We start from the raw sequence: 16,981 nt of genomic DNA, 5'->3' as shown, positions 1-16,981 counted from the left end.
AACATGGACTTTACAGGGCGGTTCTTTCTTTGCACAAAAATAAATTAAACACAACACACTAATGAAATTCAATTTAAGATTTCTATTTATTGCATTATTTATCTGTACGATTTCGATCGCGCAAAACAAAGGTACGATTTCTGGAGTTCTGACTGACAAAGAATCGAACAATGCAGCGTTACCTTTTGCTAATGTTTTAATTAAAGGTACGAATATTAGCGTAAACACGGACATTGACGGAAAATATTCGTTTAATGTAAATCCTGGAAACTATACTATTATTTTTAGTTTTGTAGGATATGAGACTAAAGAAGCTCCAGTTACTGTAAAAGCAGGCGAAACTGTAGTTATAAATCAGGTACTTTCTTCTGGAAGTTATACTCTTAAAGATGTTGTCGTAAAATCGACAGCAAACAGAGAAAAAGAAACTGCTCTTTTATTAGACCAAAAAAATGCTGTTGTTATCAAACAAAGTATTGGTGCACAGGAAATGTCGAGAAAAGGTGTAAGCGATGTTGAAGAAGGTTTAACTAAAGTAACCGGAATCACAAAAGTAGGTTCAAGAGGTATATTTGTACGTGGTCTTGAAGACAGATACAACAACTTATTAATCAACGATCTTGCTGTTCCTTCAAACAGCCCTTTCTCAAAAATTGTTCCTCTAGATTTGTTCCCAACCAATATTGTAGGTGTAATTGATGTTTACAAAACATTCAATCCAAACATTTATGGAGATTTTGCCGGTGGAACTTTTAACATTCAAACTTCAAAAGTTTCTAAGAGCGTTACCAAAATAAATATTGGTGCAGGATATACTACCGGAAACAGTTTTAAAGATTTCTTACTTTCTGGCGATGCAGATTCTGCTGCGGGATTTTTTGGATTTAATGGAAAAGACAGAGAATTACCAAGCTTTTTAGGTTCAACTGCCGGCAGAACAACTTTTACACAAGATCAGGCATTGAATTCTGTAAGCGGTGATAAAGGTTTTAATGTTAGTAAAACAAAAAGCCCATTAAATTCTAGTTTTAATTTCCTTCATGCAGAAAAATTTGACTTAAGTAATGCTCGTAATATTTCATACTTATTGTCACTTAATTTCGACAATAGCTATGCTGTGAGAGAAGGTGTGAGCAGAACGCTTCAAACGCTTGGTGATAAATACAACAATGATTTTGTTAATACTGAATATCGTTTAAAAACTAGTACCTCTGCATTAGTTGGAGTAAATTATACTGCAGAAAGATTTAAATTAGCTTTTAATACTTTGTATTTAAAAACAACTTTGAACTCAATTTTAGATCAATACGGAGTTTTAAGTAATAACGGAGTTCAAAATAACTTTATTCGTACTAACCAATTGGACAAAACAGATTATTTGAATGCTCAATTATTAGGAGAATACAATTTGACTGAAGATAAAAACCAAACTTTAAAAGGTGGTGTATCTTATGCAAATACAAAATACGGACAACCAGATAGAAAATTTTTCTCAGGAACTCAGGAAAGTGAAAACCAAATTAACACTTCTTATGGAGGTAACAACTTCTTGCGTCAGTATTTAGATGTAGATGGAAATGTATTTGTTTCTGGATTATTAGAATACAACTTGAAATTTGGAAAAGATGGAAAACAAAACAAGTTGACAGTTGGTTATAACGGAAATGCTTCTAAAATGGAATCTTCTTACCGATTTGTTGCTAGTAATGGCGGGACTTTTTCATCAACTGATATAAACAATATTGATACGAAAATTACAAATGACATTAACAGTAATGCTGTTTTCTTTAATGAAAGTTCAAACACAACTTACAAAGTAAAATTGAATGAAAGTGCAAATGCCGGATACGCAAACTTATTCTTGAAATTTGCAGAGAAATTTGAAATCAATGGAGGTGTTAGAGTTGAAAGCACTATTAAAGAAACATACTACAGAACTTTAGGTTCTTTTGATGATCCTTTTAAATTAAAAAAATACAACAATCTTTATGTTCTGCCATCGTTAAACGTAAAATATCTTTTAAACGACACATCTAATATTCGTTTTGCAGCAAGTAAGACATATACAAAACCTGTTGTAATGGAATCTTTCCCAATTTCATACATCAATGCAGATAATACTTCAACACAAGGAAATTCATTATTGAAAAACAGTGATAACTACAATGTTGATTTAAAATATGAAATTTTCCCAACTGCAAAAGAAATGTTGACTTTTGGGGTATTTGGAAAATATATTGACAATCCTATCGAAAGAACTTTTATTGCTAATGCAACATCTGGAACTGTAACTACATTTTTAAATTCAGATAACGCAACTTTATACGGAGCTGAAGTTGAATTTTTATTAGGGTTAAACAGAATAAGCGAAAGTTTAGAACATTTCTCTTTTGGATTAAACGCTTCTGTTATGTCTACAAAAGTAAATGTTGCAAAAACATACGAATCTCAGGACGAAGACGGTTTGGTTACGGTTAAAAATTCGATCGAAACACACCAGACAAGATCATTACAAGGTGCATCAGACTGGTTAGTTAATTCTGATTTAAAATATGAATTCAATTTAGCTAAAGACTGGACAAATACAATGTCACTTGTTTATGGTGTATTTGGAAAAAGAATTTACGCAGTAGGTACAAACGGTCAGGATAATACTTATGAATTACCTGTATCACAGTTAGACTTTGTTTGGGGAAGTAAAATCTCAGAACATTTTGATGTAAAGTTCACAGCAGATAACTTATTAAACCCAGTAAGAAAATTAGAATTCGGAAACAACGGAACTGTAAAAGTTGACGAACCATCTTTATTAGCTAACAGCTATAAAAAAGGTGTAGGTTTCTCTGTAAAATTAGGATATACATTTTAATATTTTATACCAAATATCTTGATAAATAAGGCTCCGGATTTCCGGAGCTTTTTTTATACCAAAAAACTAAAATTAGCTTAACATTCCCTTCACATTTTAATTCAATTTTGATAACTGTAATGTAATATTCAGATAACACCTTAAAAAGATTAACCGCCTAATTTTGGCACTATAAAAACGAAATAATACAACACACAAATTATGAAAACTAAATTTTTTGCTTTAGCACTTGCTGCGAGTTTATTTTTAAATTCTTGCTCTAGTAGTGATGATCCAACACCTGCACCAACACCTGCATCTGGAGAAATTACTGGACCAATTACTGCTAACAAAACTTATGCTTACGGAAACTACACTTTAAAAGGAATTGTAAAAATCAACTCTGGTGTAACGGTAACTTTTGATGCAGGATCGACAATTACTATAGACAAAGCTACTGGAGATAATGCTTTAGTTGTTTTAAACGGAGGAAAATTAATCATCAACGGAACTGCTGATAAACCAGTTGTATTTACAGAAAAATCTAAACTTCCAGGTTCTTGGGGAGGAATCATCATGTACGGTGATGCACCTGCAAAAGTTGCTGGTGGAGGAACTTCTTCAACTTCTGAGGATGGAAACAATATTTCTTACGGAGGAACTAATGCAACTCATAATGGTGGTTCATTAAACTATGTAAGAGTTGAATACGCTGGGGCTAAATTAGCTGACGGACAAAAAGAAAACAATGCTTTCACATTCTACTCTGTAGGTTCTGGAACAACTTTAGATCACTTAGTAGCTTACAAAGGTGCTGACGACGGATTCGAATTCTTCGGAGGAACTGTAAGTATGACAAACGCTATTTCTTATGGTAACTATGATGATGCATTTGACTGGCAAGATGGATGGCAAGGTACTGCAAACACAAACTGGTACGCTTACCAAACTGGAAAAGGTAACTACGGAATGGAAATCGAAGCTTCTGCAAATGATAACGCTTTCGGACCAAAAGTAACTAACATCACTTTAAAAAGAGAAGCTGGAAACGTTCCTGAAGTTGGAGACAACCAAGTTGATGCTTTCCAATTCAAAAGAGAAGGTAACGGAGAATACAGCAATATCATTGTTGATGGCTACGGAAACTTCACAACTGGAACTACTACTTACAAAGGTAGTGTAGTTAGTATCTTAGATGCTGCAACAAATACTCACCAGGTTAACACTGGAAAAATCAAAATTTTAAATGTTAAAATTAGCAACACTACAAATGTAATTCCTGTTGCTGCTAATGATACATTTACAGTTTCTTTCCCAACTGGAACTTTCACAACAAGTACTACAGCTACTGGAGCTTCATTAACTACTGGAGCTTGGGCTACAGTTGATGGAGCAAGCTTAATCAAATAAGCATCCTCAATAAAATTGTTAAAAACATCCTAAATTATTAGGATGTTTTTTTTTGGCGTAGTTTTTGTAATTTTTTTTGTATATTTACTTACACAAATAAATGCGATGGCAAAAAACTACTTTTATATTACATTCTTATTGGCTTTTTTCTTTACTGTAAGTGTCTCGGCACAAGACAGTAAGCAATTACCAAAAACTCAGGACGCTGCAGGTATTGAGGGACTAAGCTTGTACCCTAACCCAGTTACCAGCGGAAGAGTATATATTTCTTCTAAAAATGATTTAGAAAAAGAAGTTGTGGTTTTTGATATTCTGGGAAAAAGAGTTCTCCAAACGCATTTAGCTTCACGAGAACTGAATGTTTCAGATTTAGTACCAGGTGTTTATATCATCAAAATAAGCGAACAAAATGCTTCTTCAACAAGAAAACTTATTATCAGATAAAACTAAAAAGCTCCTTTTCAGGAGCTTTTTAGTTTTTAGTCCTACTGCGATTTTCAGTTTCTACAATACGGCAAAACTGACCACTGAAAACCGAGACTGAAAACTAAAAATTAAATATCTTTGTACAAAAAATAAGTTTTGATTACAGCCAGCGATATATTTACGATTTCAAGCCAAAAACAATTTGAAAAAACAGCATTAAAAGTGTTTCGTTACCAATATGCGAATAATGCCGTATATCGCGATTTCTGTGATTTTTTAAAAACTGATGTACAGCAGGTAAAGTCATTACAGCAAATTCCATTTTTACCCATTCAGTTTTTTAAAAGCCACAATGTGGTTTCTAACGATAACCCTGCTCAGGTAACTTTTACCAGCAGCGGTACCACAGGAATGGTAACCAGCCGACATTTAGTGACCGATGTTTCCCTATATGAGGAAAGTTACCGCAAAGGGTTTTCTCAATTTTATGGCAACATCGAAGATTATGTTGTTTTAGCGCTTTTGCCGTCTTATTTAGAGCGCGAGGGATCTTCACTTATTTATATGGTCGAAGATTTGATAAAACTGTCCAATCAGCCCGAAAGCGGGTTTTATTTGCATAATCATGATGATCTAATTAAAAAACTAACCGAACTTGATGAATCGGGTCAAAATGTAATTTTAATTGGCGTTACGTATGCTTTATTAGGTTTGATCGAAAAGCATCAATTCAACCTTCAAAATACCATTATTATGGAAACAGGAGGAATGAAAGGAAAACGCAAAGAAATGATTCGTGAAGAACTGCATGAAATACTTTGCAAAGGTTTTGGCGTTTCTTCTATTCATTCAGAATACGGAATGACGGAGCTTTTAGCGCAGGCCTATTCTCTTGGTGAAGGTGTTTTTGAATGCCCTTCATGGATGCATATTTTAGTTCGCGATCCAGAAGATGCTCTCACTTACGTGAAAGATGGAAAAACCGGCGGAATAAATGTTATTGATTTGGCTAACATAAATTCGTGCTCATTTATCGCAACGCAGGATTTAGGCAAAAAAAATCCCAACAACTCTTTTGAAGTATTGGGACGTTTTGATAATTCTGATATTCGTGGGTGTAATTTGATGGTTTTATAGTTTAATCGTTGATTTTTTATTCGTTAAATCGGCTTCAAACTCGATTAAACAATTAACCGATTAAACAGTTAAACAACTCTAATCACAAAGTAATTTTTCTTTCCGCTTTGTAATAAAACAAACTGATTATTAATCAAATCATTTGTAGTCAAAACAAAATCTTCTTTTATTTTTTCTCTGTTTACAGAAATAGAATTTGCTGTTAAAGCTCTTCTCGCTTCTCCGTTTGATTTAAAGAAACCGGTTTTTTCATTTAAAACCGAGATAATATCCAATCCGTTTTCTAAATCAGCTTTTGCGATTTCAGCTTGCGGAACACCGTCAAAAACTTCCAAGAAAGTCTTTTCATCCAATTTCTTCAAATCTTCAGCAGTAGAGTTTCCAAATAAAATATTCGAAGCCTGAATTGCTTTTTCCAACTCTTCTTTACTATGAACAAAAATTGTAATTTCTTCAGCCAGTTTCTTTTGTAAAACTCTCAAATGCGGAGCAGCCTGATGTTCAGCAATTAAACCATCAATAGTTTCTTTATCTAAGAAAGTAAAGATTTTGATGTATTTTTCAGCATCAGCATCTGTAGCGTTTACCCAAAACTGGTAAAATTTGTAAACAGAAGTTTTATCAGCATCAAGCCAAACATTTCCACCTTCAGATTTTCCGAATTTAGATCCGTCTGCTTTTGTAATTAATGGCGTAGTTAATGCAAAAGCTTTTGCACTTTCTCCACCCATTCTACGCACTAATTCTGTACCAGTGGTAATATTTCCCCATTGATCAGAACCTCCCATTTGCAAAAGGCAGTTATTGTTTTTATATAAATGATAAAAATCGTATCCCTGAATTAATTGATATGTAAATTCTGTGAAAGACATTCCTTCACCTTCTCCGTTAATTCTCTTTTTAACAGAATCCTTCGCCATCATATAATTTACCGTAATACGTTTTCCAACTTCACGGGCAAAATCTATAAACGAGAATTCTTTCATCCAATCATAGTTATTTACCATAATTGGAGCATTTGGTTCTTTTGAATTAAAGTCTAAGAAACGAGACAGAACACTTTTGATTCCGGCAACATTTTTAGCTAAAGTTTCTTCGTTCAGCAAATTTCTTTCATCAGATTTTCCGGAAGGATCACCAATCATTCCGGTCGCGCCTCCTACAAGAGCAATTGGCTGATGACCAAAATTCTTTAAATGAACCAATAAAATAATCTGAACCATACTGCCTATATGCAGCGAATCTGCCGTTGGATCGAAACCAATATATGCCGACGTTACCTCTTTTAGCAATTGTTCTTCCGTTCCTGGCATGCTATCATGGTATAAACCGCGCCACTTTAATTCTTCAACTAGATTCTTCATTTTTAAAATATTTTGCGCAAATATAGTCAATGACAATGGCAATGTCAAAAAAACAATATTAATGTAAATGTCAAAGGACAATTGCAAAAAACAAATAGCAATATCAATTTAAAAATCAATAAAAACTTTGAACCTCTGCGCCTTTGAAACTTTGCACCTTAAAGCCAAAAAACTTATCTTTACAAAATGGTATTAGTAACTGGCGGAACAGGTTTAGTGGGCTCACATTTATTACTTCATTTAATAGAAAATGGAGAAACTGTTCGGGCTATTTACCGAAACGAAAGCAATATTCAAAAAACAAAATCGGTTTTTAAATTGTACAAAAAAGCTGATTTGTTTGAAAAAATAGAATGGCTTGAAGCCGATATTTTAGACATCCCTTCTCTCGAAATTGCTTTTGCAGATATTGATTATGTTTATCACTGCGCCGCTTTTATTTCATTTGATCCAAAAGATGAAGAAGCACTTCGAAAAACTAATATCGAAGGAACGGCCAATATGGTCAATTTTTCTATTGCAAGAGAAATCAAAAAATTCTGTTTTGTGAGTTCAATAGCCGCTCTCGGAGATTTAGCTGCACACGAAACTTATATTACCGAAGAAACCGACTGGAATCCGGAAAAACCGCACAGTGATTATGCCATTTCTAAATATGGTGCCGAAATGGAAGTCTGGCGCGCACATCAGGAAGGCTTAGATGTTATTATTGTAAATCCCGGCGTAATTCTTGGCCCAATACCAAAAACTAAAAGCAACAAACAAGGCAGTGATGAACTGTATACCAGAGTTGCCAACGGACTTTCGTTTTACACACTCGGAAATACTGGTTTTATTACTGTGGATGATGTTGTAAAAACGGCTTTTGAATTAATGAAAAGCGATATAAAAAACGAACGTTTTACTTTAATTGCCGATAATATTGTTTTTAAAGATATCCTGGATACAATTGCCGATGCTTTGAAAGTAAAAAGACCGCATCTTCATGCTAAACCGCTTTTAATGAATTTCCTTTGGATTGCCGATGGAATATTTTCGACTTTGTTTTTCCAAAAAAGACGCCTTACAAAAGCAACTGCAAAAGCTTCTTATTCGAAAAATTTGTATTCTAATGAAAAAATAAAAACCGCTCTGGGAACGGTTTTTTTAGATGTACATCAATATATAAAAGACATTTCAAAATTATAAAACCTATTTTCCAGGTGTTCTCATTTGTCTTCTTATCGAATCGATATTTATTTTACTTACAGGTCTATTTATAGAATCTTTTGGCGTTTTCGGTTTGTTTTTGGCCGCTTTTTTCTCTTCAATTTTTACGATAGAATCTGTTGCTCTTTCTACTTTTTTCAAGCGTTTATCAACTTCATCAAACATATCTTTGTAGCTTTCATAATCAGATGCATAATACATATTGTTTTGTGCAAACTGCAGGCTGTCAACTTTATATTTTTTTAGAATAAACTTTGTTGGATCTGTTTCTGTAGAATCTATTAATTCTGTATGCTGATATTTCATTGCTTCCAAAAGAGACAAATCATACATAATATCAATCATTTTATCTTTCTCAATAAGTTTTGCGGGCTGTTTTACAACCTGTTTTTTACAACTTACAGAAAGAAACAAAACCAATAGTATTAGTAAATAATTCTTCATTTTAGCTTTTTATCTGTCAAACAATAATCGTTTCCCGGCGCGGATATCTTTTACTTTGAAATTATTGTAAACCAATTCTCCGTTTACAAAAGTATGGGTAATTCTCGATTTAAAAGTTGTTCCTTCAAAAGGAGACCAGCCGCATTTGTATAAAATATTATCATGATTTACACTCCAAGGCAGACTTGGATTTACGATTACTAAATCGGCAAAATAACCTTCTTTGATAAATCCTCTTTTTTCGATTTTGAAAATCTTAGCCGGATTATGGCACATTTTCTCTACGATTTTTTCCACACTGATTTTTCCTTGGTGGTGCGCTTCAAACATTGCTACAACTGCATGCTGTACAAGCGGTCCACCGGATGGCGCTTTTAAATACGATTGTAATTTTTCTTCTTTTGTATGCGGTGCGTGATCTGTTGCAATAACATCGATTCGTCCGTCATTTAAAGCCTTCCAAAGTTCAGCGCGATCTTCGGCAGTTTTTACAGCAGGATTCCATTTGATGAAATTTCCTTTTGTTTTATAATCTTCATCCGTAAACCAAAGGTGGTGAATACAAACTTCAGCTGTAATTTTTTTATCTTCTAACGGAATTTTATTGGTAAACAATTCCATTTCTTTTGCAGTAGAAAGATGAAAAATATGAAGTCTTGCTCCTGTTCTCTTTGCCAAAGCCACCGCTTTTGAAGACGAAAGATAACACGCTTCGGCACTTCTAATTAAATTATGAGCCGTTACCGGAACATCATCGCCATATTTTTCTTTGAATTCTGCTAAGTTATTCTGAATTGTAGTTTCATCCTCGCAGTGTACTGCAATTAACATTGGAGTGCTTGAGAAAATTTTTTCTAAAGTCTCTTCTCTGTCAACCAGCATATTTCCGGTTGAAGAACCTAAGAAAATTTTGATTCCGGCAACATTCTTTGGATTTGTTTTTAAAACTTCTTCCAGATTATCATTGGTTGCGCCCATCATAAACGAATAATTCGCAAATGATTTTTGAGACGCTATTTGATATTTATCTTCTAATATTTCCTGAGTAACAGCATTTGGAACTGTGTTTGGCTGTTCGATAAAAGAAGTGATTCCACCGGCAACTGCCGCTCTCGATTCAGATTCGATATCGCCTTTGTGTGTTAATCCCGGTTCTCTAAAATGTACCTGATCGTCAATTGCACCCGGTATTAAATAATTTCCTTCGGCATCAATAACAATACAGTCAGATGTTTTTAAGCTGATACTGTCTGCAACTTCAACTATTAAATCATTTTCGATCAAAACATCTCCGTCAAAAATAGATCCTTCGTTTACAATTTTGGCATTTTTTATTAAAATCCTGTTCATGTTTCTACTTTTATAATGTATTGACTAATTTTTTTAATCGAAGGGAAATTACACCCAGAATAGCTTCTTTAATAATAGCATTACTCATTTTTGAAACGCCTTTTGTTCTGTCTGTAAAAATAATCGGGACTTCTTTTATTTCAAATTTAGCACAATAAGTTCTGTACTTCATTTCGATTTGAAACGCATATCCAACAAATTTTATTTTATTGAGATTAATTTTCTCCAAAACCTCTCTTTTATAACAAACAAAACCTGCGGTTGCATCGTGAATTTTCATTCCGGTGATAAATTTGACATAAACCGATGCAAAGTACGACATCAAAACACGGCTCAAGGGCCAGTTTACTACATTTACACCTTTTACATAACGCGAACCGATGGCTAAATCTGCCCCACCAAAATGGCAGGCATCGTATAGTTTTTCAAGATCATTTGGGTTATGCGAAAAGTCGGCATCCATTTCAAAAATGAAATCATATTTATGTTCTAATGCCCATTTAAAACCATGAACATAAGCGGTTCCTAAACCTGCTTTTTTTGCTCTTTTTTCCAGGAATAATCTTCCCGGATATTCTTCCTGTAAAGCAATCACTTTATCGGCGGTGTGATCCGGAGAATTATCATCGATTATTAACAGATGAAAAGATTTATGCTGTGAAAGTACTGCTCTTACTATACTTTCTACGTTCTCAATTTCGTTATATGTGGGAATTATGACAATACTATCACTCATTATTTCTCGGTAATTTCACCGCAAAAGTAAACTTTTTATAGCATTTGGTTCATAATAAATATATAATAAAACTATTGATGCAAAAAATTACTAATTTTGTGACGCTATGATTGAACACCTTCATCCACGAATTATTGAAAACAAAGACTGGGCAACTGCTTTATTTGTCCTTACCTTTGCGGTTGTCGCTATGACAAAATCGGCTTATGAAACTCGTTTTTCAGAATTTAGTAAACTTATTTTTTCAGATAAGTATGCCAAAATTTATCGTGACAACAGCCACATGAAAAGCAGCTTTACAGTTGGTTTGTTTTTTGTGCAGGTTATTTCGTTTGCATTTTTTATTTTGCTTACAATGAACATCTACAACAAGGCATCAAAAACCGATTATATTTTGTTCATTCAAATCGCAACTTTCCTGCTTTATTTTATTCTGGCAAAATATTTAATTGAGAAAATTGTCGCTGCTGCATTCAACATCGACGACTTTATGGAGCTTTTTAATTTGCAAAAAGTTACTTACAGAACTTATATTGGCGTTTTTATCCTTCCAATTAACGCTATTTTATTCTATTATGACAATATTCCGGCGATTGTACCGCTAGTAACGATAGGCATTTCACTGTGTATCAGCCTGTACTCTTATTTTATTTCAATTAAAACATATCAAAACGTAATAATCGGTAAGTTATTTTATTTTATTTTATATCTTTGCGCTCTTGAAATAGCGCCTTATTATTTTCTTTATTATTGGATAACAAAAGGGAGTGCTTAGAAAATGTTTATAATATGAAAGTGAAAACAATTTTGGTGTCACAGCCTGAACCTAAAGTGGAGAATTCTCCTTACTTTGAGCTCCAACAAAAACACAAAATAAAAATTGATTTCAGACCATTTATTCATGTGGAAGGGGTTAGCGCAAAAGAGATTCGATTACAAAAAATCGATCTTAATCATTACACTGCGATCATTTTAACAAGTCGAAATGCTGTAGATCATTTTTTTAGAGTGGCTGATGAAATGCGTTACAAAGTTCCTGAAGGATTGAAATATTTTTGTCAATCTGAAGCAGTAGCTTTTTATCTTCAAAAGTATGTTGTGTACAGAAAACGTAAAATTTACGTTGGAGCAAAAGATTTTGCAGATTTATCTCCTCTTATTAAAAAGTACAAAGACGAGAAGTTCTTACTTCCTGCATCTGACCAATTAAATGCCGATGCTCCTATTACATTAAACAGCTTAAAAGTTGACTGGGCACAAGCTATTTTTTACAGAACTGTAATGAGTGACTTGTCTGATCTTGCAGATGTTTATTATGATGTTTTAGCATTTTTTAGTCCAACAGGAATTAAATCTTTATTTAAAAATTTCCCGGATTTTCAACAAAACAATACCAGAATCGCTGTATTTGGAAGCACAACTCAAAAAGAAGCTCTGGATCACGGTTTAAGAATTGATATTCTTGCTCCAACTCCAGAAACACCTTCGATGACAATGGCTCTAGAAAAATATATTGCAGAAGCAAACAAAGGAAAATAACCTTTCAAAATATTAAAATCTTTAAAATTCCAAATTCCAGCTATTTACTGGGATTTGGAATTTTTTGTTTTTACTCAGTTTTTTATCTTTTTTCAGTGACTGAAACCACTGGGTTATTTTAATTTTGAATTAGAATTTTGAGTTTTAATATTAAGTTTTTCAGCGCATTTTAATTACATTTGATTTCTATTCAAAACCAAATCACTAGAAATAGTTTCAAATTATAAGTTATGAAAATCAACTCCCTTTTAATCGAAATTGACGGAATCGACAAAGAAATCCTTCGGTATCTTATGGACGATGCCCGAAAACCTATTTTACAAATCGCCAACAAAATAGGCATTTCAGGAGCTGCGATTCATCAACGCTTAAAAAAACTCGAACAATCCGGTGTAATTTCAGGATCCAAGTTTACTGTAAATCCCAAAGTTCTGGGTTACAACACCATGGCTTTTATTGGAGTTTATCTGGACAAAGCCTCCCGAAATTCTGAAGCCGTAAAAGAATTAAGAAAAATTCCGGAAGTTCTGGAATGTCATTATACAACCGGAAACTGGTCGGTTTTGATTAAAATTATCTGTCGTGATAACGAACATTTAATGCAGCTATTAAATACCAAAATTCAGGCAATTGAAGGTGTTTCAAGAACAGAAACTTTTATTTCTCTGGATCAGCAGATTGACAGACAGATTCAATTGTAAAATTAGAGAATGTATCAATTTGATTTATTATCCTAAACTGGACTGAAGTCCAGCCCTACAAGATAATATGTTCCTTTGGAACAATTAAAGAGCCTTGGCTCGATCCATATTGTAGAGCTGGACTTCAGTCCAGTTTAATTTATACAGATATGCAAAAAAACCCGACAGGTTTTAAAAACCTGTCGGGTTTGCCATAAATTATCTAATTGACTAATTATCTCAATTAAAAAATTAGTTCCTTCTGTTTCCCGCATAAATCGAGATATAGTACAGCAGCGTTGCGATAGAACCTAAAGCTGCCACAAGATAAGTTCTTGCTGCCCATTTTAAAGCATCTTTTGCTCCGGCTTGTTCTTCCTGCGTAAGCATGTGTTTGTTTTCAAGCCACGCCAAAGCCCTGTTACTTGCATCGTATTCTACAGGTAGTGTAATGATTGAAAATAATGTTGTAGCTGCAAAAACCACTATTCCTATTAATAATAATCCCGGAAAAACTTTAATCATTAGGATTCCTGCTAATAAAATCCATTGTACAAAATTTGAAGCGATACTTACAACCGGTACTAATGCAGATCGCATCGCCAGCCATTGGTAACCAATTGCATGTTGAACCGCGTGACCGCATTCGTGCGCTGCAACCGCGGCCGCAGCAGCATTTCGATGATTGTAAACTGCTTCACTCAAATTAACTGTTTTGTCCGATGGATTGTAGTGATCTGTTAACTGACCCGGAGTCGAAATAACGCGAACATCTGTAATCCCGTTATCAGCCAGCATTTTTTCAGCGATTTCTCTACCGCTCATTCCGTTTCGTAACTGTAATTTAGAGTATAATTCGAATTTACTTTTAAGTTTTGCACTTACCATCCAGCTAAACAACATTATAGCTCCGGCAAGTATTAAATATCCAGGTCCCATAATTTTCTCTTTTTTTGATTGAATTTTAAATTTACAAAACAAACATCAAATTATGAACCATTTTAACAAAATGTCATTTTGGCATTTTATGAGACAAATTTTCAATCTAACAGATTATTTTTGAGCAGTAGTGTAATTAATTCGGCTACATTTTTGGTTTTATATTTTTGAAGAATATTTCTGCGGTGCGTTTGTACGGTTAAAAAACTCAGGAAAAGTTCATCAGCAATTTCCTGTGTTTGTTTTCCTTTTGAAAGCAAAATGGCGATATCTTTTTCTCTTCTGCTTAAACTCGGAATTGTATCTAAATCTTCTGACATTGGCTGGCTTACTATTGCTTTAACATCATCGCTAAATACAATTTCGCCATCAATTGCCTTATTGATACAATTTTTAAATTCATCAAAAGAGGCACTTTTTAAAATATAACCATTTCCGCCATTTTGAATAAACTGCATGACAAGACTTCGTTCAGACTGGCTGCTCATTCCGATAATAATAACCTGCGGATATTTTTGTTTCACTGCTTTACACAAATCAATTCCCGTAATTACAGGCAGAAAAATATCCATCAAAATCAAATCTACTTCGTTGTTTTCGATGTAATCCAAAAGCGAAACTCCCGATTGCATTTTTTCTACAATCTGAACATTTTCTAAATCCGAAAGCAATCCGGCAATTCCCGAAATCACGATTGGATGATCATCAACCACAATCATTTTATATTTATCCCTCATTTTCCTGATTTTCTTTGATAACAGTTAATTCAATATAAGCAGAAGTTCCCTGATTTATCTCACTGTCGATTTCTAATTTTCCGTTCAAAAATTCTACACGGTTTTTAATATTTTTCAGACCCATTCCGTTTTTCTTTTCTGCTTCAGCAACATCAAAACCAACGCCGTTATCTTCTACCGTAATAAAAAACACATCTTTATTTTGAGAGCACGAAACCAAAACCTGCGAAGCTTTGGCATACTTTAAAGCGTTATTTAAAAGTTCCTGAATAATTCTGTAAATCATTATTTCGTCATTTTTCGACAATTTTGATTTTTTAATTAAATATTGGAATTCAATTTTAGTAACAGAATTAGAATTTGCAGCGCATAAATCTCTTAAAGCATGTTCCAAACTCAATTCTAATAAAGTTTCGGGCATTAAATTCTGCGAAATATTCCGAAGTTCCTTAATCGATTTATCCAGCAGAGTATCTACATTATTTATCGTTTCAATATTTTCTTTTTTGGAAAGATTTAAATGAATTTTCAAACTCGAAAGCATACTTCCCAATCCGTCGTGAAGATCTCGGGCAATTCTTTTTCTCTCTATTTCTTCACCCTGGATCAACGCTTTAGAAACCGATAATTTGTGTTTATTTTCAAATGCTTTTAATTCTTGTTCATGATTTATTTCTTTCTGAATGCTAAGCTTTTTTTGATTTTTATTGAAAATCCACAAAAACAAAACGGTAAGAAATAAAAGGAAAGACAATACAGCAAAAAGCACAGAATTGAGCCAGTTGTTGTTGACCATCAAAGCGGCTTTTTCATTTTGCGACTGCAGCAAAGTAATTTTTTTCTCGCTTTCGGCCTTTTTATATTTTGCTTCAAGCTCTACGATTTCGGTTTTAAACTTGGTATTGTTTAAACTGTCGTTTATAATATTGTATTTATGCGAATAGTAATAAGCTTTATCATACTCTTTTGTAGCATTATAAACCTTTGCCATTTCGTTATAATAATTCTTTTTATCGCCAATGATATCAGTATTTTCTAAAAGATAATCCAGATTGGCTTTTGCTTTTTTATAATTTCTCAGCTTAAAAAGCACTTCATATTCGGCAAACTTTAATCGGTTTAAAGCAATTGTATTATGATGTTTTTGTGCAGATTGTATACCTTTTTTATAACTTTCTAATGCTTCTGAACTTTTATTTAAATTGGCATAATACAATCCCTCTGAATAAAAATAAGAATCGTTTAAGTTCGATTCGGGAAAATCTTTTAAAACAGAAAATGCTTTATCCAATGTTTTTCCCGCATCATAATAATGTTTTAACTCGACCAGGTTTTCTGCATTAATAATATAAGTTTCTATTCTGGACTCGGCAAGCGTTGGTGTTTTTTTAATTGCTCTTTCGATATACTTTTGAGCTTCGTTTAAATATTCTCCTGCTTTTTCGCGCTCTCCTGTATTCATAAAAATAATGGCAACCGCTTTGTACAAACCGCTTATTAGTTCGTAATCACGGCTTCTTTTGGCAACCGGAATCGCTTCATTAATTAAAAGTTTCATATAGGCTTTTTCATTATTCCTACGCTGCTGCATAATGCCGTAATTTTGCAAAATGACGGCGCGAAGCCTGTATGCATCTGTATTATAATACTTTTTGAGTCTTTCGTTTGCTTTAAGAAGTTCTTGTTCAAAACCTTCTACGTCGCCTTTTTCTAAAAAAGAAGAAGAATTGTAATAGACTGCAATATCGTTTAAAAAAGGAAATTTGGATTTGAGCCGATTTGCCTGTGCTAAATATTCTTTTGATTTTTTAACGTCCTGAACCATTAAATACAGTTTGGATAACCGAAAACTGTAAAGTGATTTTAAACTATCTGATTTTGTGCTTTTTGTAACCTTGGCAATACTGTCTATGTAAACAGAATCGTCGTCTAATGAAAGAATAACCTGTGAATGCGAAACGGCGGATAAAAATAGAAACAGGATTAAAAAGCAGATTTTCTTCATAAAGTGGTATTTGGCCAAATTTATTAAATTAAAACACTTTAAAAAAAAAATCACTTCGCTTTTACCTGAAATCAGGTAATGCAAAATGCCTTTTATCAGGTATTGCCCTCTCTTTAATAAGCCCGTAGTTTTGTTATAAAGGAAATTTAATTATTAA

15 protein-coding genes are annotated in these 16,981 nt (G+C 33.5%); 8 read left to right on the top strand and 7 right to left on the bottom strand.

Annotated elements, in window-relative coordinates; all coding sequences use genetic code 11:
• The first annotated feature begins 61 nt into the window (after nt 1–61).
• From BUC29_RS10050 to BUC29_RS10035, 4 genes are all read left to right on the top strand, one after another.
• On the top strand, nt 62–2,869 hold the full coding sequence (locus BUC29_RS10050; RefSeq protein ID WP_084538618.1) for a TonB-dependent receptor: 2,808 nt from the start codon (nt 62–64) through the stop codon (nt 2,867–2,869).
• A 201-nt stretch (nt 2,870–3,070) separates the two neighbouring features.
• Nucleotides 3,071–4,258, top strand: a complete 1,188-nt coding sequence (locus tag BUC29_RS10045) for a hypothetical protein (protein ID WP_073415830.1) — start codon at nt 3,071–3,073, stop codon at nt 4,256–4,258.
• Between the two features lie 105 nt (nt 4,259–4,363).
• On the top strand, nt 4,364–4,702 hold the full coding sequence (locus BUC29_RS10040; protein WP_073416028.1) for a T9SS type A sorting domain-containing protein: 339 nt from the start codon (nt 4,364–4,366) through the stop codon (nt 4,700–4,702).
• 138 nt (nt 4,703–4,840) lie between these two features.
• Nucleotides 4,841–5,821, top strand: coding sequence for a LuxE/PaaK family acyltransferase (locus tag BUC29_RS10035; protein ID WP_073415829.1), 981 nt, complete (start codon nt 4,841–4,843; stop codon nt 5,819–5,821).
• A gap of 68 nt (nt 5,822–5,889) precedes the next feature.
• On the opposite strand, the gene tyrS is transcribed toward BUC29_RS10035, so the two are convergent.
• A complete protein-coding gene (gene tyrS / locus BUC29_RS10030; protein WP_073415828.1) occupies nt 5,890–7,185 on the bottom strand; it encodes a tyrosine--tRNA ligase in 1,296 nt (431 codons plus the stop codon).
• 186 nt (nt 7,186–7,371) lie between these two features.
• Here tyrS and BUC29_RS10025 point away from each other — a divergent pair, with 186 nt between their 5' ends.
• Nucleotides 7,372–8,373 (top strand): NAD-dependent epimerase/dehydratase family protein, encoded by a 1,002-nt coding sequence (locus tag BUC29_RS10025; protein ID WP_073415827.1) that lies wholly within the window; start codon nt 7,372–7,374, stop codon nt 8,371–8,373.
• A gap of 3 nt (nt 8,374–8,376) precedes the next feature.
• Here the strand turns inward: BUC29_RS10025 and BUC29_RS10020 are convergent, their stop codons facing one another.
• From BUC29_RS10020 to BUC29_RS10010, 3 genes are read right to left on the bottom strand one after another with little or no spacing between them, the layout of a single operon-like run.
• Nucleotides 8,377–8,838 (bottom strand): DUF4296 domain-containing protein, encoded by a 462-nt coding sequence (locus BUC29_RS10020; protein WP_073415826.1) that lies wholly within the window; start codon nt 8,836–8,838, stop codon nt 8,377–8,379.
• A gap of 9 nt (nt 8,839–8,847) precedes the next feature.
• Nucleotides 8,848–10,188 (bottom strand): dihydroorotase, encoded by a 1,341-nt coding sequence (locus tag BUC29_RS10015; protein WP_073415825.1) that lies wholly within the window; start codon nt 10,186–10,188, stop codon nt 8,848–8,850.
• A 10-nt stretch (nt 10,189–10,198) separates the two neighbouring features.
• Nucleotides 10,199–10,924: a polyprenol monophosphomannose synthase gene (locus tag BUC29_RS10010; protein ID WP_073415824.1), complete on the bottom strand. Its 726-nt coding sequence runs from the start codon at nt 10,922–10,924 to the stop codon at nt 10,199–10,201.
• A gap of 106 nt (nt 10,925–11,030) precedes the next feature.
• On the opposite strand from BUC29_RS10010, the gene BUC29_RS10005 reads away from it, so the two are divergent.
• From BUC29_RS10005 to BUC29_RS09995, 3 genes are all read left to right on the top strand, one after another.
• Nucleotides 11,031–11,699 carry a DUF4271 domain-containing protein gene (locus BUC29_RS10005; protein ID WP_073415823.1) on the top strand — a complete coding sequence of 223 codons (669 nt, stop codon included), beginning with the start codon at nt 11,031–11,033 and terminating at the stop codon, nt 11,697–11,699.
• 14 nt (nt 11,700–11,713) lie between these two features.
• On the top strand, nt 11,714–12,463 hold the full coding sequence (locus tag BUC29_RS10000; protein ID WP_071635369.1) for a uroporphyrinogen-III synthase: 750 nt from the start codon (nt 11,714–11,716) through the stop codon (nt 12,461–12,463).
• A 230-nt stretch (nt 12,464–12,693) separates the two neighbouring features.
• A complete protein-coding gene (locus BUC29_RS09995) occupies nt 12,694–13,164 on the top strand; it encodes an Lrp/AsnC family transcriptional regulator (protein ID WP_012022648.1) in 471 nt (156 codons plus the stop codon).
• A gap of 231 nt (nt 13,165–13,395) precedes the next feature.
• Here the strand turns inward: BUC29_RS09995 and BUC29_RS09990 are convergent, their stop codons facing one another.
• The 3 genes from BUC29_RS09990 to BUC29_RS09980 all read right to left on the bottom strand — a co-directional run bounded on the left by BUC29_RS09990 (nt 13,396) and on the right by BUC29_RS09980 (nt 16,824).
• Complete coding sequence (locus tag BUC29_RS09990; protein WP_073415822.1) at nt 13,396–14,082, bottom strand: zinc metallopeptidase; 687 nt, start codon at nt 14,080–14,082, stop codon at nt 13,396–13,398.
• Between the two features lie 101 nt (nt 14,083–14,183).
• Nucleotides 14,184–14,819, bottom strand: coding sequence for a response regulator (locus BUC29_RS09985; RefSeq protein WP_073415821.1), 636 nt, complete (start codon nt 14,817–14,819; stop codon nt 14,184–14,186).
• Nucleotides 14,809–16,824: a tetratricopeptide repeat-containing sensor histidine kinase gene (locus tag BUC29_RS09980; RefSeq protein WP_073415820.1), complete on the bottom strand. Its 2,016-nt coding sequence runs from the start codon at nt 16,822–16,824 to the stop codon at nt 14,809–14,811. Before BUC29_RS09980 ends, BUC29_RS09985 begins: the two co-directional genes overlap by 11 nt.
• Nucleotides 16,825–16,981 lie beyond the last annotated feature (157 nt).

Source organism: Flavobacterium defluvii (genome assembly GCF_900129555.1).
In the GTDB taxonomy this organism is placed as follows: domain Bacteria; phylum Bacteroidota; class Bacteroidia; order Flavobacteriales; family Flavobacteriaceae; genus Flavobacterium; species Flavobacterium defluvii.
Note: the sequence above shows the minus strand (reverse complement) of the source record. Positions and strands in the feature narration are given on the sequence as shown.

Excerpts from the sequence above, each read along its gene's own strand:
- BUC29_RS09980 (WP_073415820.1), bottom strand. The coding sequence starts at position 16,824 with ATGAAGAAAATCTGCTTTTTAATCCTGTTTCTATTTTTATCCGCCGTT.
- BUC29_RS10050 (WP_084538618.1), top strand. The coding sequence starts at position 62 with ATGAAATTCAATTTAAGATTTCTATTTATTGCATTATTTATCTGTACG.
- BUC29_RS10040 (WP_073416028.1), top strand. The coding sequence starts at position 4,364 with ATGGCAAAAAACTACTTTTATATTACATTCTTATTGGCTTTTTTCTTT.
- BUC29_RS09990 (WP_073415822.1), bottom strand. The coding sequence starts at position 14,082 with ATGGGACCTGGATATTTAATACTTGCCGGAGCTATAATGTTGTTTAGC.
- BUC29_RS10000 (WP_071635369.1), top strand. The coding sequence starts at position 11,714 with ATGAAAGTGAAAACAATTTTGGTGTCACAGCCTGAACCTAAAGTGGAG.
- tyrS (WP_073415828.1), bottom strand. The coding sequence starts at position 7,185 with ATGAAGAATCTAGTTGAAGAATTAAAGTGGCGCGGTTTATACCATGAT.
- BUC29_RS10005 (WP_073415823.1), top strand. The coding sequence starts at position 11,031 with ATGATTGAACACCTTCATCCACGAATTATTGAAAACAAAGACTGGGCA.
- BUC29_RS10020 (WP_073415826.1), bottom strand. The coding sequence starts at position 8,838 with ATGAAGAATTATTTACTAATACTATTGGTTTTGTTTCTTTCTGTAAGT.
- BUC29_RS10045 (WP_073415830.1), top strand. The coding sequence starts at position 3,071 with ATGAAAACTAAATTTTTTGCTTTAGCACTTGCTGCGAGTTTATTTTTA.
- BUC29_RS09985 (WP_073415821.1), bottom strand. The coding sequence starts at position 14,819 with ATGAGGGATAAATATAAAATGATTGTGGTTGATGATCATCCAATCGTG.
- BUC29_RS10025 (WP_073415827.1), top strand. The coding sequence starts at position 7,372 with ATGGTATTAGTAACTGGCGGAACAGGTTTAGTGGGCTCACATTTATTA.
- BUC29_RS10015 (WP_073415825.1), bottom strand. The coding sequence starts at position 10,188 with ATGAACAGGATTTTAATAAAAAATGCCAAAATTGTAAACGAAGGATCT.
- BUC29_RS10010 (WP_073415824.1), bottom strand. The coding sequence starts at position 10,924 with ATGAGTGATAGTATTGTCATAATTCCCACATATAACGAAATTGAGAAC.
- BUC29_RS09995 (WP_012022648.1), top strand. The coding sequence starts at position 12,694 with ATGAAAATCAACTCCCTTTTAATCGAAATTGACGGAATCGACAAAGAA.